This window comes from Qipengyuania sp. ASV99 (assembly GCF_047872805.1).
Taxonomy (GTDB): Bacteria; Pseudomonadota; Alphaproteobacteria; order Sphingomonadales; family Sphingomonadaceae; genus Erythrobacter.
The window spans coordinates 41,743-61,707 of sequence record NZ_JBLQUK010000006.1 but is presented as its reverse complement, the minus strand read 5'-3'; the positions used below and the strand labels follow the sequence as shown (position 1 = coordinate 61,707).

At 60.3% G+C, this 19,965-nt stretch carries 17 protein-coding genes; 12 read left to right on the top strand and 5 right to left on the bottom strand.

Annotated elements, in window-relative coordinates; all coding sequences use genetic code 11:
- Window positions 1-2: 2 nt before the first annotated feature.
- The 9 genes from ACM64M_RS08700 to lexA all read left to right on the top strand — a co-directional run bounded on the left by ACM64M_RS08700 (window position 3) and on the right by lexA (window position 8,090).
- Window positions 3-1,115: an FG-GAP repeat domain-containing protein gene (locus ACM64M_RS08700; protein WP_416228292.1), complete on the top strand. Its 1,113-nt coding sequence runs from the start codon at window positions 3-5 to the stop codon at window positions 1,113-1,115.
- The gene (locus tag ACM64M_RS08695; RefSeq protein WP_416228291.1) at window positions 1,112-1,948 is read left to right on the top strand and encodes a phosphodiester glycosidase family protein; all 837 of its coding nucleotides are present in this window, start codon (window positions 1,112-1,114) and stop codon (window positions 1,946-1,948) included. The genes ACM64M_RS08700 and ACM64M_RS08695 overlap by 4 nt, the downstream gene beginning before the upstream one ends.
- Window positions 1,945-2,919, top strand: a complete 975-nt coding sequence (gene pip / locus ACM64M_RS08690) for a prolyl aminopeptidase (protein ID WP_416228290.1) — start codon at window positions 1,945-1,947, stop codon at window positions 2,917-2,919. Before ACM64M_RS08695 ends, pip begins: the two co-directional genes overlap by 4 nt.
- A 4-nt stretch (window positions 2,920-2,923) precedes the next feature.
- On the top strand, window positions 2,924-3,520 hold the full coding sequence (locus ACM64M_RS08685; protein ID WP_416228289.1) for an anthranilate synthase component II: 597 nt from the start codon (window positions 2,924-2,926) through the stop codon (window positions 3,518-3,520).
- Window positions 3,517-4,509, top strand: coding sequence for an anthranilate phosphoribosyltransferase (gene trpD, locus ACM64M_RS08680; protein WP_416228288.1), 993 nt, complete (start codon window positions 3,517-3,519; stop codon window positions 4,507-4,509). The genes ACM64M_RS08685 and trpD overlap by 4 nt, the downstream gene beginning before the upstream one ends.
- A 59-nt stretch (window positions 4,510-4,568) precedes the next feature.
- Window positions 4,569-5,357, top strand: coding sequence for an indole-3-glycerol phosphate synthase TrpC (trpC, locus tag ACM64M_RS08675; protein ID WP_416228287.1), 789 nt, complete (start codon window positions 4,569-4,571; stop codon window positions 5,355-5,357).
- 178 nt (window positions 5,358-5,535) lie between these two features.
- On the top strand, window positions 5,536-6,006 hold the full coding sequence (gene moaC / locus ACM64M_RS08670; protein WP_416228286.1) for a cyclic pyranopterin monophosphate synthase MoaC: 471 nt from the start codon (window positions 5,536-5,538) through the stop codon (window positions 6,004-6,006).
- Window positions 6,006-7,196 (top strand): molybdopterin molybdotransferase MoeA, encoded by a 1,191-nt coding sequence (locus ACM64M_RS08665; RefSeq protein WP_416228285.1) that lies wholly within the window; start codon window positions 6,006-6,008, stop codon window positions 7,194-7,196. Before moaC ends, ACM64M_RS08665 begins: the two co-directional genes overlap by 1 nt.
- 204 nt (window positions 7,197-7,400) lie before the next feature.
- Window positions 7,401-8,090, top strand: coding sequence for a transcriptional repressor LexA (gene lexA / locus ACM64M_RS08660; RefSeq protein ID WP_416228284.1), 690 nt, complete (start codon window positions 7,401-7,403; stop codon window positions 8,088-8,090).
- A gap of 32 nt (window positions 8,091-8,122) precedes the next feature.
- Here lexA and ACM64M_RS08655 read toward each other — a convergent pair whose 3' ends face one another.
- Entirely contained in the window at window positions 8,123-10,387 is a 2,265-nt protein-coding gene (locus ACM64M_RS08655; protein WP_416228283.1) for a ComEC/Rec2 family competence protein, read from the bottom strand.
- Between the two features lie 68 nt (window positions 10,388-10,455).
- Between ACM64M_RS08655 and gltX the strand changes: the two genes are divergently transcribed.
- Window positions 10,456-11,859: a glutamate--tRNA ligase gene (gene gltX / locus ACM64M_RS08650; RefSeq protein WP_416228282.1), complete on the top strand. Its 1,404-nt coding sequence runs from the start codon at window positions 10,456-10,458 to the stop codon at window positions 11,857-11,859.
- 40 nt (window positions 11,860-11,899) lie between these two features.
- Window positions 11,900-13,186 (top strand): citrate synthase, encoded by a 1,287-nt coding sequence (locus ACM64M_RS08645; protein ID WP_416228281.1) that lies wholly within the window; start codon window positions 11,900-11,902, stop codon window positions 13,184-13,186.
- Between the two features lie 12 nt (window positions 13,187-13,198).
- Here ACM64M_RS08645 and ACM64M_RS08640 read toward each other — a convergent pair whose 3' ends face one another.
- The 4 genes from ACM64M_RS08640 to ACM64M_RS08625 form a co-directional block, all read right to left on the bottom strand.
- On the bottom strand, window positions 13,199-14,605 hold the full coding sequence (locus tag ACM64M_RS08640; RefSeq protein ID WP_416228280.1) for a sensor histidine kinase: 1,407 nt from the start codon (window positions 14,603-14,605) through the stop codon (window positions 13,199-13,201).
- A 10-nt stretch (window positions 14,606-14,615) separates the two neighbouring features.
- Complete coding sequence (locus ACM64M_RS08635; protein WP_416228279.1) at window positions 14,616-15,584, bottom strand: hypothetical protein; 969 nt, start codon at window positions 15,582-15,584, stop codon at window positions 14,616-14,618.
- Window positions 15,585-15,627: 43 nt separating this feature from the next.
- Complete coding sequence (locus ACM64M_RS08630) at window positions 15,628-16,857, bottom strand: hypothetical protein (protein ID WP_416228278.1); 1,230 nt, start codon at window positions 16,855-16,857, stop codon at window positions 15,628-15,630.
- Between the two features lie 116 nt (window positions 16,858-16,973).
- Window positions 16,974-17,297: an Hpt domain-containing protein gene (locus ACM64M_RS08625; RefSeq protein ID WP_416228399.1), complete on the bottom strand. Its 324-nt coding sequence runs from the start codon at window positions 17,295-17,297 to the stop codon at window positions 16,974-16,976.
- A 154-nt stretch (window positions 17,298-17,451) separates the two neighbouring features.
- Between ACM64M_RS08625 and ACM64M_RS08620 the strand changes: the two genes are divergently transcribed.
- On the top strand, window positions 17,452-19,959 hold the full coding sequence (locus tag ACM64M_RS08620) for an ATPase (protein ID WP_416228277.1): 2,508 nt from the start codon (window positions 17,452-17,454) through the stop codon (window positions 19,957-19,959).
- The last annotated feature ends 6 nt before the right edge of the window (window positions 19,960-19,965 follow it).

Genomic DNA, 19,965 nt, shown 5'->3' with positions numbered 1-19,965 from the left:
AATTGGCGATTCTGCTGGCTCTGGCGGCAACGACAGCGCAGGCTCAGACCGAAGGCGAACCCGCTGAACTGCAGATCGTCGCATCGCCGTTCCTGGTGTTTGAATGGGCCGAGGAATTGTCCGCCGATGCGGCGCTTTCCGATTTGGATAATGACGGCGATCTAGACATTGTGGTCGCCAATGGTCGGCATTGGCCGCAATTCAATGGCGTCTACCTCAACAGCGGAAATGGCCGGATGCTGGAAATGGTACCTCTGGGGATCACCGCGACGCCCAGCTATCAAATAATTCCGGCTGATCTCAACCGTGACGGGCAAATTGATCTGGTCGTGATCAACGACGGGCTGCCAGCGCGCGTCCATCTGGCGCAGCAGGACGGAGGCTTCGGCGCGGGGCATGCGATCGCGGGCACAGGCGGCAATGCGCGCGGTGCGGCAATCGCGGATCTGGACGGCGACGGACTGCTCGATCTCGCTATTGCGCGGCGCGGTGAGGCGGACCTGCTGGCCTTGGGACTGGGAGACGGTGGTTTTGCCGCTCCGGTTCCGCTGAGCGGCGATGGAACGCGATCAATCCGGATCAACGCCGCTGATATCGACGCCGATGGTGACACCGACCTCCTGATTTCGCGGCGTGACGGACAGCCCAGCGTTATCGCGCGCAATGATGGAGCGGGCCGGTTCACTGAATTGCCGCTGCCAGCGGAACTTGGGGCAAGCCGGGCATTGATCGCGGCTGATCTTACCGGCGATGGGCGGCTTGCGCTCGTTTCGTGTAGCCTCGATGGCAGCAACGTCATCCTCCAGATTGGCGACGCAGGAACCGCCGTCATCGCCCGCTTTGGCGAACCCGGTGACGGCTGCTACTCCATTGGTGCAGCGGACTTCGACAGCGACGGGCGCATGGACTTCGTGGTCGGCAATTCGGAGCACCCCAATTACCTCTACCGGCAGCGTTCCGATCTTTCGTTTGAGCGCATCATTGTCGAAGAAGAACCAAACGACACCTATGGCCTGACAATCGGCGATGTGAACGGCGATGGCACCCCCGATGTGGTGTTCGCCAATTCCGAGGCGTTCAATGCCGTTTACCTGGTGAGAAAGAGAAGCGAATGAGAGCCCGGATTGCTCTGGCTGGAATTGCACCCGCTCTGTTGCTTTGTGCCTGCGAAGCGCAGCCTGAGGGCGAACCGGTGGTTCGCACCGAACTGGGTGAGGCCGTGCCGGTCGATGCGGTCGAGGAAATCGTCGAAAGCGCTCCGACCGACATGACCGCAGGTTCGGCCTGCACTCCTGCGGCATTCGAAGGGGTAACGCTGACGCATTGCGTCGCTGATCCCGAAAGCCACCGCATTGCCACCGGCCTTGCGCCGAAAAGCGGAGAAAAGTTCGGCACTATCGAAGGCTGGGCAGCGGGCCGGAACGAAGGCGCGATTGCCTTTGTCATGAACGGCGGCACATTTGGCGACGATCTGAAACCGATCGGCTATTTCGTGCAGGATTCGGAACGCCTGGTGGAACTTAACCGCGGCGATGGGTCGGGCAATTTCTTCCTGAGGCCCAACGGCGTGTTCTTCGGAAGCGAGGGCAGCTGGCGGATTCTCGATAGCGAGACGTTCCTGCGCACCGTCGGCGACCGCCCGCAATTTGGCATGCAATCGGGGCCGATGTTGGTGATCGGGGGCGAATTGCACCCTGAAATTCAGGATGACGGTCCGTCCAAGGCAATTCGCGCGGGCGTCGGCATGGATGCGCAGGGGCGCGCCCATTTCGTGATTTCGCAGGAGCCGCTGAGTTTCGGCAAGCTTGCCCGGTTCTATCGCGACTCGCTCAAAGTGGCCGATGCGCTTTATCTCGATGCCCGGTCGCCTTCGCTGTGGGACCCCGCCAGCGGCCGCATGGATGGCGGGCGCGTGGGTCCACTGCTGGTGGTGGAGAAGAAACAATGACCCCCGGAAACATGCTTAGCTATGCCCGCACGCTCTATCCAGAGATCGAGCCCTATGAGACGGGGATGCTCGACGTCGGCGAAGGGCATCAGATTTATTATGAGCGCGTCGGCACTCCGGGTGCGAAGCCCGCCGTGTTCCTGCACGGTGGCCCCGGCGGAGGCATGGCGCCGTCGCATCGCCGCCAATGGGACCCGGAACTGTATGATGTGCTGCTGCTGGACCAGCGCGGCTGCGGCAAGTCACTGCCCTTTGCCGAAATCGAGCACAATGACACCTGGCGCATTGTCGCCGATCTGGAAAAACTGCGCGAAATGTGCGGGCATGAGGCGTGGCAGGTGTTCGGCGGAAGCTGGGGCGCGACACTCGCGCTCGCCTATGCCCAGACCCACCCTGACCGCGTGACCGAACTGGTGCTGCGCGGCGTGTTCCTTGCCCGCCAGACGGAGAAAGACTGGCTTTATGTCAAAGGCGCGAGCGAGATCATGGCGGAGCAATGGGACAGCTTTGCCGGGCTGATCCACGAAGATGAACGCGGCGATCTGGTGACGGCCTATCATGATCGGCTGACCTGCGATGATGAGGCCACCCGACTTGCCGCCGCGCGCGAATGGTCGCTGTGGGAGGGGTCGGTCGCCACCGTGCTGCCCAACCCCGGATTGCTCGACGATTTCGCCGATCCAGCCAAGGCGGTTCCCTTCGCCCGTATCTGCGCGCGCTATTTCCTCAACGATTTCTACCTTGAGGAAGCGCAATTGCTGCGCAACGCGCACAAGATCGCCCATATCCCGACGATCATCGTTCAGGGCCGTCACGACATCTGCTGCCCACCCACCAGCGCCTGGGCGCTGAAAAAGGCGCTGCCGGATGCCGAATTGTGGATAATCCCCGATGGTGGCCATGCGGCGAGCGAACCGGGCATCACCGACGGCCTCGTGCGTGCGACGGATAAGTTTGCGGGGAAGGCCTAGGCGAATGATCCTCGTCATCGACAATTACGACAGCTTCACCTTCAACCTTGTCCATTACCTGATGGAACTGGGCGCAAAGGTGCGGGTGGAGCGCAATGACGCGCTCACCGCGCGCGAAGCGCTGGCCACCAATGCCAGCGGATTTCTGATCTCTCCCGGCCCTTGCACACCAAACGAGGCCGGGATCAGCCTTGATCTGGTTGCCGCCTGTGCCGACGCGGGCAGGCCGCTTCTCGGCGTGTGCCTTGGCCATCAGTCGATCGGGCAGCACTTTGGCGGAACGGTTACGCGCGGCGGGTTGATGCATGGCAAGACCTCGCCGGTGACGCATGATGGAACCGGGGTGTTCGCAGGCCTGCCCTCGCCCTTCACCGCGACCCGCTATCACAGCCTTGTGGTGCAGGATATTCCCGATAGTCTCGTCGTCAACGCCGCCAGTGATGATGGCCATGTGCAGGGTTTCCGCCACACAGAACTGCCGATCCACGGTGTCCAATTCCACCCGGAAAGCATTGCGACCGAACACGGCCACGCGCTGCTCGCCAATTTCCTGCGGCTTTGCGGCATTGACGCGCAGCTACCCGAAAGGCTCTGCGCATGAAGACCTTGCCGCTTGCCGTTCCGCATATGAACGAGGCCGAGGCCGAGGAAGTGTTTGGCTGGATCCTTGATGGCGAGGCCAGCGATGAGGAAATCGCCCGCTTCCTGCTCGCCATGACCGAGCGCAGCGAAACCGCCGATGAAATCGCCGGAGCGGCGCGAGCACTGCGGGCGCGGTTGATCCCGATCAGCGCTCCCGAAGGCGCGGTCGATTGCTGCGGCACGGGCGGCGACGGGCACCATACTCTCAACGTTTCCACCGCCGTCAGCCTTGTGGTTGCCGCTTGCGGTGTGCCAGTGGCAAAGCACGGCAATCGTGCGGCATCGTCTAAATCGGGCGCAGCGGACACGCTGGAGGCGCTGGGCCTCGATATGGACGCCGCCGGACGCACTGCGGAGAAAACGCTCGCCGAAATCGGCATCTGTTTCCTGTTTGCGAAGAACCACCATCCGGCGATGGGACGGATTCAGCCCATCCGGCAGAAGCTGGGCAAACGCACGATCTTCAACCTGATGGGCCCGCTGTCCAACCCCGCCGGAGTGACCCGCCAGCTGATCGGCATCGCCCGCCCCGGCTATGTCCCGATCTATGCGCAGGCCAAGGCCAAGCTGGGGACCGAGCGCACCTTCATCGTTTCGGGCGACGAAGGGCTCGACGAACTGAGCCTTGCGGGCGGGAACGAACTGGCCGATGTCACCGGCAGCGAATTTGAGATGCGCCGGGTGGATGCGAGCGCGATTGGCGTGCCCCATGCCCCGGTCGAGGCCATTCGCGGCGGTGACGCGGTGCATAATGCAAAGGCATTGAAGGCGCTGCTCGATGGCATGCCCGGCCCCTACCGCGATGCAGTGCTGCTTAACGCAGCGGCGACGCTGATTGTGGCGGGCAAGGCGCAGGATTGGCAGGACTGCGCGCAATTGGCTGCGGAGGCGCTGGATAGCGGGCGGGCGCGCGAACTGCTCGCCAAATGGATTGCGATGGCGGTTTAACGCCAGCTGTCTCTAACCCGCCTGCGCGGGAATGACGAAGTGGGCTAACGGAAACCACAATGAACAAACTCGATGAAATCTGCACCGCAAAGCGCGAAATCGTTGCCGCTCGCAAGGGCGCAATTGCGTATGATGAACTCGCCACCGCAGCCGCGACGCAGACCCCGCCGCGCGGGTTTGAAGCGGCTTTGCGCACCCGCGCCAAGACCGGCTTTGCCCTGATTGCCGAGGTCAAGAAGGCCAGCCCTTCCAAAGGTCTGATCCGCGCCGATTTCCGCCCCGCAGACCATGCGCAGGCCTATCAGACGGGCGGCGCGGCCTGCCTGTCGGTGCTCACTGATGCGCCGTATTTTCAGGGGCACGAAGATTATCTGGTCGAGGCGCGTTCGGCCTGCGATCTGCCGGTGCTGCGCAAGGATTTCATGGTCGATCCGTGGCAATGCCTCGAAGCGCGAGCCATCGGCGCGGATGCGATCCTGATCATCGTCGCCGCGCTGGAAGATGGGGCCATGGTGGAGATTGAGGCGGCGGCGCGCGAACACGGTATGGATGTGCTGGTTGAAGTGCACGACGAGGCCGAGTTGGAACGCGCCGTGACGCGCCTGCAAAGCCGGTTGATCGGGGTCAACAACCGCGATTTGAAAACCTTCACAACCTCGCTTGCCGTAACTGAACGGCTCGCGTTGTCGGCGCCTGCCGATGCGCTGCTGGTGGGCGAAAGCGGGATCAACACCCACGCAGACCTTGAACGGCTTGCGCAAAGCGGCGTGCGGACTTTCCTAGTCGGGGAAAGCCTGATGCGCGCCGATGATGTGGCGGCCGCGACAAGCGCGCTGCTTGAAGGGTGACGCCGCGGCCTTGAGCGTTTTTCTCCCTGTCCTACATCTGGCAAAAATGCGAGGATTCGCGGATGAACAAGCGCTATCTCAAGTCTTCAGCCCGGTTGATCGTTTTCCGTGCGCGATACCGGGAAGTTTCTTCACCAAGGACTGTGTTCCATGTGTTCCATCCTGTAGGAATTGACGCATGAGCAAGCTGACGCATATCGGGCCCGATGGGGCGGCGAACATGGTGGATGTAGGTGGGAAACCGGCGACTCACCGCCTCGCCATTGCCTCCGGCCGGATCACCATGTCAGCCGCAGCACTCTACGCAATCCGCGCAGGCGACGCGCCCAAGGGTGACGTGCTGGGAACCGCGCGGATCGCCGGGATCATGGCGGCCAAGCGGACCGGCGATCTGATCCCGCTGTGCCATCCGCTCGCGCTGGATGCGGTGAATGTGGACTTCGCATTCGAGGATGACGGCGTGCGCGCGACCGCCACTGCATCTCTGACCGGCAAGACCGGGGTCGAGATGGAGGCGATGGTTGCCGTCTCCACGGCGCTGCTGACGATCTACGACATGGCCAAGGCGATCGACAAGGGCATGGTGATCGGCGCAGTCCGCCTGATCGAGAAACGCGGCGGCAAGAGCGGTGACTGGAAAGCCGAGTGATGGCAGCGATGCTGACCTTGGAGGAGGCACAGGCGCGGCTGCTGGCGCTGGCCCCGGCGATGCAGGAGCGCATGATTGACCTGTCGCCTATCGCAACCTCCGACTATCTCGCCCGCGATCTGACGGCTGTGCGCAGCCAACCCGAAGCCGACGTTTCGGCGATGGACGGCTATGCGATCTGCGGCACCGGACCATGGCAGCGGATCGGCGAAAGCCGCGCCGGGGGGCCATTCAATGCATCGATAGCCCCCGGACAATGCGTCCGCATCTCGACCGGCGCGCATATGCCCGAAGGTGCAGAGAGCGTGCTAATTCAGGAGAATGCGGTCGTAGCAGGAACGACAGTCGCACTTGCCAAGGGGGAGTCGCCCCCTCCCGAAGGCCGCCACGTTCGCAAAGCAGGGTTCGACTTCTGCAAAGCCGACACGGTGCTGCGTGAAGGCACGCGCCTGTCGCCCGCCACTGTCGCGCTCGCCATTGCCGCCGGTCACTCACATGCACCCGTGGTCTCGCGCCCATCGGTTGCCGTTCTCGATAGCGGCGATGAACTGGTGACGCCTGGCAGGCCGCTCGCGGCGCACCAGATCCCGGCGAGCAACGGGGTCATGCTGAGCTGGATGCTTCAGCCTTATGTCGGGCAAGTCGAACGGCTCGGTCCGGTCCCGGATGACGCCGAGGCGCTTGATGCGGCGTTGAAGCGGGCGGAGAACTGCAACATCCTGATCACCTCTGGCGGCGCGTCGGTGGGCGACCACGATCTGATCCAGCAAGCCTTGAGGGACTGGGGGGCGGAAATCGACTTCTGGAAAGTCGCAATCAAGCCGGGCAAGCCCTTGATGGTGGCAACGCGCGGCAACACCGTTGTGTTGGGCCTGCCCGGCAATCCCGTGTCCAGCTTCGTCACCGCCTTCCTGTTCGCGCTGCCGCTGGTGCGCAAGGCAATGGGCGCAGCCACTCCCCTGCCCCGCGTATCGCAAGCGGTCTGCGCGGAAGCATTGCCTGCGACCGGGAGCCGCCGCGAATTCCTGCGAGGGGTAAGCGAAGGCGGCACAGTTAGGCTTGCGGCATCACAGGATTCGAGCGCCTTGTTCGCATTGGCTCAGGCCAATTGCCTGATTGATCGGCCTGCGGGCTCCCCCGAAACCAAACCGGGAACGTCAGTTCCTGTGTACAACCTCCAAAATGGCTGAGTTCTGCGGGTTTGGGGAACATGGGCGCTTGACTTGCGCAAATGAGTTGCCTAATTGTTCCTCATTCGTTCACCATAATGGCGGGCGGACAGCGCTCTGAACCGCATCGTTCCTTTCGGGAATCTGTGCCTCTGAGGGTGCGACATTCCAGCACTGCATGGCCGCTGTGCCGTGCGACAATGTGCGCTCTAACGGAGTTTGCCCATGTTGACCGCAAAGCAGCATGAACTGATCCGCTTCATCCAGCAACGGCTGGAAGAAACCGGTATTTCGCCCAGTTTTGAAGAGATGAAAGAAGCTCTCGACCTCAAAAGCAAGTCCGGCGTTCACCGTCTGATTTCAGCTCTCGAGGAACGCGGCTTTATCCGCCGCCTGCCCAATCGCGCCCGCGCGCTGGAGGTGATCCGGCAGCCAGAGAACGCGGCACCTCCCCTCCGCGCAGGGCGCAGCGCCAGCGACAATGTGGTGAACCTCGCCAGCAAAGCGCCCAGGGTGGCTCAACCTGCCAATGATGTGATTGAGATCCCGCTGCACGGACGCATCGCGGCGGGTGCGCCGATTGAGGCATTTGAGGGCCACACTTCGCTTCCTGTTCCTGCGGCGTTGTTGGGACCGGGGGAGCATTATGCGCTGGAAGTGTCCGGCGATTCGATGATTGAGGCAGGGATCTTTGACGGCGACTATGCGCTGGTGCGGCGTACGGACAGCGCCCGCGATGGCGAGATCGTGGTTGCGCTGGTACGCGGCGAAGAAGCGACGCTGAAATTCCTTCACAAGGATGGCGGCATGGTGCGGCTCGATCCGGCCAATTCGGCCTATGACCCACAGATTTACGGAGCCCATGAAGTGCAGGTTCAAGGCAGGCTTGCCGGTCTATTGCGGCGCTATCACTGAACGGATCAGGGCGCGACGAGGAGCGATCGGTTTCAGTCGCTCTCGCCGCGCCACCATCCATGTTCGCCCTGTCCTTCTGCGACCGCATGCACCCGCTCATTTGAGAGATCGAGCGCGAGGCCTCCGGTGCGTTCAAGCATGCTGCGGTCGGCCTTGAGCCAGCGCGGTTTGCAAGAATACGGCAGGTAGCGGTCGGCAACGACGATGTCGGCCCGTTCGCATGCAGCGGCAAGCGCGCGTTCCTCGATCAATTCGCGGTTTCGCGCGAGCAAAAGTGACCAGTCCCGCCCGCCGCGATTGATCGTGATGACGCAGAACTCTGGTGAGCAGCGCGCACCCGGCCATTCGGAAAGCGGGATGGGCTGGCCGCTGACGCTCGAAAGTTCGAGCAGATTGTCGCGCGAGTAAGAGGATTTGCTGTCGCGCAGTGAAAGCAAGTGCCGGCTGCCGTCCCTGGCCTCAATCGCTATGCCGACATGCCGTCCCTCGCGCCCGATCAGTAAATCAGGAATCGGGGTCAACAATACCAGCATGGTGGCAACACCGGCCGGCACAAGACCGAGCAGTCGGCCCCGTCCGCTCCACAAGGCGAGCCACAGCCCGCCCAGCGTAAACAACGCAATTGCGGTGCCGCTCATTTGCGGCATCAACTTGACCGCGCCAGGCTGATCTGCGGTGAAATGCGCCAGTGCAAGCAAGAGGTTGAGCGAAGCCTCTGCCAGCCACCAAAATGGCGCACCAAGTCCGACGAGGTCCAGTAACAACGCGGCCGCAATCAGCGGCATGGAAGCAAAAGTAACAAGCGGAATGGCAATGACATTGGCGAGCGCCCCATACAGCCCGGCCCGGTGAAAATGGAACATGACAATCGGCATCAGAGCGATCTCAATCACCATTCCCGTGACGAACAGCATCACCAATCTGCGCCCCGCGCGCCGCCACCCGCTTTCTTCCCGCGCGGCAAGAAACGCCCGCGCAGGTTCAGACGAATGCAGCGCTACAATCGCCAAAACGGCGGAAAAGCTCATCTGGAAGCTCGGGCCGATGGCGCTTTCCGGCCACAGCAGCAGAACAAAGACCGCCGCCACCGCAACCATTCGAAGCGATAAGGCGTCGCGTCCCATGGCGAGCGCAATCAGCACCAGCATCGCAGCCGCGCAGCTGCGAACGGTTGGAACCTCAGCACCGGTCAAAAGGGTGTACCCCACGCCAGCAAGCGCCCCCACCGCGGCCGCAACGACTGGCAGGCGCACGCGCAAGGCAATCGCAGGAAACCACGCCAGCAACTTAAGCGCGAGCAAATATGCGGCGGCGATCACCGCGCTTACGTGCAGGCCGCTGATTGACAACAGATGCGTCAATCCAGAATCGCGCATCGCGTCTTCGTCGGTTTCAAGGATTGCGCCGCGATCTCCGCTGGCAAAAGCGGCAGCGATGGACCCCGCCGATCCGTCCACCCGGCTACGGACATGTGCAGAGAGCCGTCGCTGGACCGCTGCAATGCCGCTCGCCTTTGGGGCAGAGCGGGTCACCTCAATCGCTCCAACCAAGCTGCCGGTTGCGGAAAGCCCCTGAAACCAGGCGGCGCGGGCAAAGTCATATGAACCGGGCAACATCGGGCTTGCAGGCGGCATCAATCGGACGCGCATCCGGACAACTGCTCCTTCGGTCAAGGCGCCCCTGCCGTAAGTCTCACCTGTCGCAGCAGCCTCTTCAATCGGAATATTGATGCGGATCTTGCGGCTTTCGCGCGTTTCAGCGTCGCGCACCGCCAGTGTCAGGCGAATGCGCTTCTGAGCCGGTTGATCCTGTCGTTCGAGAACATATCCATGCACTCGTTCAACCACTGGACGGTCAATCGCTGTGGCCCCAACCATCTCGGACCGGGCCCAGATCACCGCCATGCCAGCGGCAAAGACAAGGCTGCATACGATGACCGCTTGTCGGACCCGATCACGGTCCAATCTACCGCGCCAAAGGGTCAGGGCAAACAATGCCAGCAAAAGCGCCAATCCAATTGCTGACACCCATTGCCACGGGGATTTGAGAGCAAACCACGCAAAAATCCCGGCCGCAAAAACCACCGCGAGCCAAGGTGCGCGGTCAAAGCCCGCGTCGGCCAGCGCCCGCTCGAGCCAGTCAAATACCGCACTTGTAGAGCTCGCCAAGCTGGACAATCCGCCGCCCCTTTGCCACAGGCGCGCAGCGGCCCACCTCGGGCTGGATGGAATGATCGCCTCAGCCCCAGCGCTGATTTCGGGATCATTCCCCATCGGAATTATCGGCGTCTCTGCCATTGGCCAATTCCCCCTTTGGGCAAGGCAGGTTTGGAACGTCGCGTTAAGTGAACAGGAACAATCAGTCTATGGCAAGCGAAGTCGTCACCCGGTTTGCGCCCTCGCCCACGGGTTTTCTGCATATTGGCGGTGCGCGCACGGCCTTGTTCAACTGGCTGTTCGCAAGGCATCACGGTGGGCGGGCATTGCTGCGGATCGAAGATACGGACAAGCAGCGATCGACGCAGGAGGCCATCGACGCCATTCTCGATGGACTGGACTGGCTCGGCCTGGATTACGACAGTGCCCCGGTCTTTCAATCAGACCGGGCAGAACGTCATGCCGAGGTTGCCGGTAAGCTGCTTGCAGCGGGCCACGCCTATAAATGCTTTGCGACGAGCGAGGAGCTTGAAGCGATGCGGGCCGAGCAGCGCGCTAACAAACAGCCGTTGCGCTATGATGGCCGCTGGCGTGACCGCGATGCCTCTGACGCACCCATGGGCGCCCCCTTTACCGTCCGGGTGAAAACTCCGCAGGACGGAGAAACGACCATCCACGATGCCGTGCAAGGTGCAGTTTCAGTGCGCAACGGTGAGCTAGACGATTACATCATCCTACGCGCCGACGGGACTCCGACCTATATGCTGGCGGCAGTGGTCGACGATCACGATATGGGGGTGACCCACGTGATCCGCGGCGACGACCACCTCAACAACGCTTTCCGCCAGCTGCCGATTTACCGCGCGATGGATGCCATCGAAGGCAAATGGCCAGACCCGATCTATGCGCATATTCCGCTCATCCACGGGTCAGACGGGGCAAAATTGTCGAAACGGCATGGAGCGCTGGGGGTAGAGGCATACCGCGATGAAATGGGTATACTGCCCGATGCCTTGTTCAACTATCTGCTCCGACTGGGGTGGGGTCATGGCGACCGCGAAGAGATCAGCCGGGCCGAAGCGGTTGAACTGTTCGACCTGAACGGGGTCGGTAAGAGCCCCTCGCGGTTTGACATCAAGAAGCTGGAAAACCTGAATGGCCATTATATCCGCGAAACCAGCGACGCTGTGCTCGCGCCGTTGGTTGCGGCGCGGATTGCAGGGGATGCAGACATCGAATTGCTGATCCGGGCTATGCCGGTCCTAAAAACGCGCGCAAAGAACCTGATCGAACTGGCCGAAGGAGCAGGCTTTCTTTTCGCCCAGCGGCCACTGGAAATGACCGAAAAGGCCGCGCAATTGCTCGATGGCGAAGGGCGGGCCAGGCTCAGTGCGATTTCGAGCGCGCTTGGCGCGACAAAAAACTGGACAATCGACGCACTCGAAGCCACTACCAAAACGCTCGCTGAGGAAATGGGGATGGGGCTTGGCAAGCTGGCGCAGCCAATGCGCGCTGCACTCACTGGGACGACAACCTCGCCCGGAATTTTCGATGTTCTGGTCCTACTCGGACGGGAAGAATCCCTGGCACGGCTGGATGCGCAGGCTGCGTAAAGGCTGAAGCCAGAACCACAATTTGGGCAGGAGAAAGACCTTGGCAGACAAGCTGGCGAAACTCGAACTGGGCGGCGAAACTTACGAGTTTCCCGTTCTTCAAGGCAGCACCGGCCCCGATGTGGTCGACATCCGCAAGCTCTATGGCTCGACCGGAGCGTTCACTTTTGATCCGGGCTATAAATCGACGGCCAGCTGCGAAAGCGCGCTGACCTATATCGATGGCGATGCCGGCGTGTTGCTGCACCGCGGCTACCCCATTGGGCAATTGGCCGAACATTCCAGCTTCATGGAAACGTCCTATCTGCTGCTGAACGGTGAGTTGCCTAGCGCTGAAGAACTCGACGATTTCACTTACACTATCACGCGGCACACCATGCTGCACGAACAGCTTTCGGTCTTGTATCGTGGTTTTCGGCGCGATGCCCATCCGATGGCGGTGATGTGCGGCGTGGTCGGCGCACTGTCGGCATTCTATCACGACAGCACCGACATTTCCGATCCCGAGCATCGCAAGATCAGTTCGCACCGGCTTATCGCAAAAATGCCGACTATCGCAGCCATGGCGTATAAATATGCGGTCGGTCAGCCGTTTGTTTATCCCGACAATTCGCTTAGCTACACCGGCAATTTCCTGCGCATGACCTTTGGTGTTCCGGCAGAACAGTATGAAGTGCATCCCGCCATTGAAAAGGCGATGGACCGCATTTTCATCCTCCATGCCGATCACGAACAGAATGCGTCGACCTCAACCGTGCGGCTCGCCGGTTCGTCTGGCGCGAACCCATTTGCCTGCATTGCAGCAGGCATTGCCTGCCTTTGGGGTCCGGCACACGGCGGTGCCAACGAAGCCGCTCTCAACATGCTTCAGGAAATCGGCTCGCCCGATAAGATCCCGCATTATATTGAACGGGCAAAGGACAAGAACGACCCGTTCCGCCTGATGGGCTTTGGGCATCGTGTCTACAAGAATTACGATCCACGCGCGACCGTGATGCAAAAGACGCTCAAGGAAGTGTTTGAAGCGCTAAACGTCGACGATCCGGTGTTTGAAACAGCACTGCGACTCGAAGAGCTCGCGCTCAACGATGATTATTTCAAGGAAAAGAAACTGTTCCCGAATGTCGATTTCTATTCGGGTATCATCCTTTCGTCGATTGGCTTCCCAACGACAATGTTCACCGCGCTGTTTGCTCTTGCCCGGACCGTGGGCTGGGTCGCGCAGTGGAACGAGATGATTTCCGATCCAGGCCAGGTTATCGGGCGTCCTCGCCAGCTTTATACCGGTCCGACCGAACGCGACTACGTTCCCATTGGCAATCGCTAACTTCGCGGGGAATTAGTTCGCAGCAGGCAGGCTTAGCTTGAAAACGGCCCCGGCGGTGTCTTCGGATACCGCCGACTGTTCCACCACGAGGTCGCCGTTCATGGCGCGCGCCAATTTGTGAGAAATATACAGGCCCAGCCCCGATCCGCTGTCGTTGCCGCCGTCGCTATCGCGCCCAAGCCGTTCGAACTTGTCGAAAATGCGCGCCGCTTGATCGGCATCAACGCCCGGACCCCGGTCAATGACAAGGATCTCAACCCTGCCATTGCCCGCATTTTGCGCGGTCAAGGTGACTGTGCTGCCTTCGGGTGAATAGGCGATAGCATTGCCGATAAGGTTGATTAGGATCTGCAGCACGCGGCGGAATTCACCGACTGCGATTACGGGCGTTTCAACATTGCCGATTGTCACTCTGATCCCGCGGAGCTGCGCCCTCACACCAAGAATGCCGCTCGCCCGGCGCGCCGCATCACACAGATCGACCTTCTCACTCACGGTTGAGAAACCCGGAGATTCGACGACTTCCAGATCGGCCAGATCGTCCAGCATCCCCGACAGATGCTGTCCAGCGGAGGCGATGTTGCCTGCATATTCGCAATATTCGGCGCGCAGAGGCCCGGCGAGACGGGCACGAATGGTCTCCGCATTGGCGATGATGCGCGCAATCGGTTGGCGGAGCGCAGGGGTGAGCGCGGTACCGATAAGCCGCGAATGAGCGGTTTCCACCACCGAGGTGTGTTCGTCATCCGGCGTTGATAAAGGTTGATCGGCGATCAGCAGCAACTCAAACCCTCGCACGGTGTCGCTGGAATGGCCCATCGGAATGAGCCGCACCCGCCATTGCCGATCAGATCCTTTAAACTTACAAGAAGTCCCATCGAGCAGCCGCCAGTGCAGTGGCTGGCGATGTTCGACCCCTTGAAGTTGCACATAGTGATTCCAAGGATTGCCAGGCTCTGCGGCAATGGCCGCCTGCAGCTCAGCGGCATCGGTGGCGCTGGTGTGCAGCACTTGCACCTGTTGACGCGCATCCAACCTTGCAGTCACTTCGGCGGCCGCGCGGTCGATTGCATCAATCCAATCAGCGCTCGTGCGCGCATCGGCCTGTGGTCGCGGCGTGCGGTGCCAGTTTTCAAGCAGCAATTCGCAGCCACCGCCCTGTTCTTCGCTCAATGGGTGAATGCGGGCAAAACCGCTCACCCTTTCCGCGCCGTCAAAGGCGGTAAACTCGCGCGCGATCCGCACCCCCATTCGGCGTCCTTGTCGCACCAGCTCAAGCAATTCTGGCACCGCCAATGTTCCCGGCAATGTCCCGCCGCAACTTTCCTGCAGATCCGCCAGCGGTTCGTCTGCGGTAAGCAACCGGTCGCGATCATCGGTTACACCGCGCGCCGCAAGAATGGATTGTTGCCGGTTCACAGCCCTTCCCTCAGGCCGCATCATAGTGGAACGATGGCGAAACGTCCGAAGCGGCGAGCAATTCCTGCGCGCGCTCAGCGCGCAAGTCGGCAATTCCGGTCGGAAGCATCTCATCAGGCTCAATCAAAACGAACTGACGTTCGATTGCGCGGGCATCAAGCCCGGCTGCGCGCAGGCTCAGAGCAAGCCGAGCGGCCTGTCGTTGGTGACAGGCAAGGATGGCAAGATCGCGCGGCTGCCGCGTCAGTGCGGCCATTGCGCTCACAAACAGGGCTAAGCCGGAATGATTGAGCTCCAATGCGACCACTGCTCCCCCACGCATCGACCCAATCAAGCGGGCGAATAGTCCTAGTCGGCCAACACCCTCGTCATATCTGGCCTTTAGCGCCGAAACGCCGCTAGAAACCTGCGCAGGGTTCAGATTAAGGGGAGCCTTCCTGAAGCATTCAAGTGCCTGCAGAAATAGGTCTGCCGGAAGCTCACCCACTGGCAGGTTCATGCGTCGCTGTCCCTGCATAAACCGCGACTGCGCCGCCAGAGCGTTCATAGCAATTTCAGCCACGTTGGGCCGATCCGATGCGATCAATTCCTGCAACAGCGGACTGAGTACAGGGTCTAAAGACGATCTCTGTTCGAGTCTCTCGGTCAGATGACCTTCCATCGCCAAGGCATAGAGGTGATTAAGCACGCTGCTGTTGCCTGCCAACGCGGCCGATAGCTGATCGGCGGCATCTTCGTTCACTTGCCCGCGCAAATGCGGTGCAAGCCCCGCACCGAGCAACTGCCGTGCCACATCGCTCAGCATTCCGCGCAGCCTGGCAACGATCGCATCGCTTACCAGAGCATGGCCAGAATTTTCGAGCAAATGCGAAATAACGGGCGCAACCCCGCTTAACGCACGATTGCCGCGCGCCAGCTCATCCCGCAGGATGGCTTCCACGCAAGTGGTCTCGCTCCGGTCCATCGACAGCTCTTCCATCCTTGGCCCTTACACCGGCCATGGTTAAGCCCCGGTTAGCCGATCATCGAGCGCGGTGCAGCATCAATTGCAACATTGCCCCAAGACCGAACAACGCGATTGCTTCGTCAAGGAAGCCGCCAACCGCCGCCGCAGCGAACAAGGCCAGATGCAGCGGACGGTCTAGCCAGAATGCCGCGCTCCGCTCCGTCGTCGCCAATGCCGCCTGATGCGCGATCCCCAAAGCAAGGATGGGTAGAGCAATATCCGGCTGGTTTAGGGCCGGAAAAGACAACACACCCTCTGATCTTGCATCCAAGCCAACGGCCAAAATGAGAGTTAAAGCTGCGGCGGCGTCAAGAGTATTCTTAAGCAGCGCGATCGCGCGTCCATTCCTTCCTTGATCAAGCGACCAAAGTCCAGCGCGCACATCGCTAAAAGTTTGCCATACTGCAGCAACAAATGCGCCCATCGCTGTCGCCGCCAATCCAGTTGAATCCCATCCTCCAACTACAAAGGCAATACCGACTAACAACAACACCGCAGCGATTCCTGCACTTACAATTGCACCGTGTTCCAACCAACGCGGCGTGATGCGCCGCACCAACACCGCTGCAAGCGCCCGGCCCGGTCCAGTCCAAGGCAAAGCCTCCGTAACACTATCAATCAGCGCCCGCTCACGCCGTCTCAAAGCGTCGCTGTCCGATGCCAGCATCCAGCATCCATCCTCGGATGCAAGGGTTTGAATATCGCGGCATTCGGTCCGAGCCTGCAGCCCAAGCCGCAAGAGCAGCGACATCGCATCGCTATCAGGCGGCAAATCGGCTAGTTTGTGGACCTGACTCGCGCGCATGATGGCCAGCCCTGCCCAATGCCGGTCGCGGTCGATCCGTTCAAAATCATCCGGCCATGCGTTCACGAGCGAATTTGCCGTTGGAACAGTGGCAATCGCTTTTTCCAACCTGTCATTCTCACCTGCAAAGGTCCGCACAACATCCGCTGACGCCAGTAATCCGTCCATCAGCATCACCAACTCGTCATCGGCTCGTATCAGGCTAACGAGTTGCAGATTGCCCCTAACGGCGTGAAATTCTGTGCCCCGGCATTCAACCTGCCTTTGCAAGGCGAGTATGGCGGGGCCGGGAGTTTCGCAGAGACAAATTATCCGTTCACACCCAAGACTTTGCATCAGCTGGCCCTGCCATTCGAGGACACTGCGTCCGCCCAGCATCAAGCCTGCGCGCAATTCGCCCGCATCGGTCTGCTTGAACGCGGAAAGTAGAGCGGTACGCACGCGTTGGTTCCCATGGCATTGGCGCGGCGCAGATGTCGCCGCGCACAATTTGCTATGACAGGTCGCCGCTTCGCATCAAGCGCAGCGCAGAACCAAACCCCGTGTATTTGCGACGGTCAGCCGCATAAATGGCTTCGGTGGCCGCCAGCAAAGCGTGCCAGAACATTTTCGATGTCACGGATTGCAGCTGGTTCACCGGGGGCCGATGCCAAAGCATTTTCCGCCGCGATCAAGAGATCCTCAGCATGGAAACTCGCAGCCAACCCTTTCAAACGCATTGCCGCGACGTTCCAATTTCCATCGCAGCGTGAACGTTTCAGCAGATCCAATTGCTTTCCAGCGCTTTCCACAAACGCACTGCGCAACTCCCCGATCAGCGCCGGATCGTGTCCGGCTGCTGCAGCAAGGGTGGCATCAAGGGCTCCGCTTTCATAAGCCATGGAACCACGCAATAAAGTGAGAGAGTTAAAGCGGGGTTTATCCCGGCCCGCGCTGTGGTATCTATGCGCAATGTCCATTGGAAAGCATATTCGCGCCGTGAACCATGGTGCCGCCAAGGAAGCGCAGCCTCAATCAGCTACGCAAGACCAATCCATGCCGGAAGCGGCAAGCAAGGTGGAGGAACAAAGCCTCGCCGATGCCATTGAAATGGATAGCGAACTTGATCTTTCACCGTATGATGAGGAAGCTTCGGATGGAGCTGCCACTCAACGCTTTGGCTGGGTTGTGCCAACAATTGCAATCGCGCTGATCGCTGGCTGGAGCGCGCTTTATGGCTGGGCGATGCAAGACCGGCTGCTCGCTGCGGCAAGTGCCCAGCCCAGCGAATGGACCCGTTGGATCATCGATTGGTCGGTGCCTGTCCTGCTCGTCGGAGTTGGTTGGCTACTGACGATGCGCCATTCGCGGGCGGAGGCGAAGCGGTTTGCAGAGACCGCATCGCTGCTGTCACGGGAAAGCAGCGAATTGGAAACACGGCTGAGTGTTGTAAACCGCGAGCTTGCGTTGGCGCGCGAATTTCTGGGAGCGCAATCGCTTGAACTTGAATCGCTAGGCCGGATTGCGAGTGAACGGCTGTCTGTCCGCGCCGCTGAATTACAACAATTGATCACCGACAATGGTGCGCAAGTTGACGCAATCGGAAGCGCAAGCGAAACTGCGCTGAGCAATATGACCCGTTTGCGCGATGATCTGCCGGTGGTCGCCAACTCAGCGCGCGATGTCTCCAATCAGATCGGCAATGCAGGCAGAACAGCGCAGGATCAGCTTGAAAAGCTGGTAACCGGCTTTGATCGGCTCAATCAGTTCGGCAAAGCGAGCATGAACCAGATAGCTTCCTTTGATACACGCGTTGCCGATGTAATGACCGGTTTTGAAAAACAACTTGTCGATATTGGCGAGGTCATTTCTTCTCGGCTCGCTGCGGTTGAAGCAGCCGTGGGCACCTATCACAAGGAAATATCGGAAACAGAAAGTCACGCGTTGAGCGCGCTCAGTGAACGCATGTCGATTTTGCAAGCCGAAGCTCACTCCATTGCAGAGAAACTGCGCGAAGCAGAGGCAGGCGCTATGGCACAATTGCAGGCGTCAAGGTCACGGTTCGAGGCCGACGTGACCCGCACTGTACAAATGCTCGACCAGCTCGATCAACAAGCCATTTCGGTATCCCAGAAGCGGGTGCAGGAATTGCATGAAGAAGCGGGGCGCTTTGATGACAGGCTGGCTGTGCGGGATGCAAAATTCAGAGATGAGATTGCGCGCCGCCAGGAAGAATTTGAAACCCGCGAAACGCAGGCCAGTGAGATTCTCGCACAGCGACTGGCAGATCTTGACGACGCCCTTGCCGAACGACGCGAGGAACAAATTGCTCAAACAGAAAAGCTCGTCGCGCAAAGTACTGCGATGACACAGCAGCTTGAGGCGCTCCAAGGTCTGATTTTAGAAGTCAGCACCAACAGCGATTCGGCGCGCGAAGGACTGGTGTCGGGCATCGGGACATTGGGTGAACAATTGGCACAGCAGCGAGCCGCTCTTTCCGAGACCGAGGAACGGATCGCCGGCCTTACCGATGCGAGCATCCGATTGCTCGAAATCATCCAGTCTGGCGCCAAACACAGCCGCGAAGACTTACCAAAGGCGATCGAAACCGCCTCAAACACGCTTGGTACGGTGGAACAACGCGCCGCTGGATTGTCAGGGGCAATGTTTGTTGCGCATCAGAAGGCAGAGGGGCTGGGCGACTATTTGATAGAGACGCAGGCCAAAATTGAACTTGCAGACAATTCGATCCAATCATTGCAGGCCCGGCTGGCAGAGCAATCTGAGGAAGCGCTGGCGAGATTACAGGGCCTTCGGGGCGGCTTCACTCGCCTCACCGAACTAAGCGATAGCTTTGCCGGGGAAGCGCAGGACCGGCTGCGCGAGGGACTGAGCGCGCTGGAACAGGCCACCGCCGCTGCCTTTGCCGCACTCGAAGAGGGCGCGCGCGAACGTGTTGGCGCGCTTGCCGGAGCAATCTCCAAAGAAGCGGTAAGCGAAATCGAAAAGTCGCTCCGTAATGACACCGCAGAGACGGTCGGCAAGCTTGAACAGGCTGCCGCCCATGCCTCCGGGGTCGGGCGCGAGGCGACAGCCCAACTGCGCGATCAATTGGCCAAGGTGAACGAACTGACCATCAATCTGGAACAGCGCATTGCCCGATCCCGCGAATTGGCCGAAGAGCAGGTCGGCAATGATTTCGCCCGTCGCATGGCATTGATAACCGACAGCCTCAATTCCAATGCAATCGACATCGCCAGCGCGCTTTCCACCGACGTCACCGACACTGCGTGGGACGCCTATCTAAAGGGTGACCGCGGCATCTTTACACGCCGCGCCGTGCGGTTGATCGACAACAGCGGTGCCAAGGAGATTGCCGATCTGTATCAGCGCGACGACGCCTTCAAATCCAATGTCAGCCGCTATATCCATGATTTCGAAGCGATGCTGCGGTCAATGCTTTCGACCCGCGACGGCAACGCATTGGGGGTAACGATCCTCGGCTCTGACATGGGCAAGCTTTACGTTGTGCTGGCACAGGCAATTGAGCGGTTCCGCCAATAGGATAAG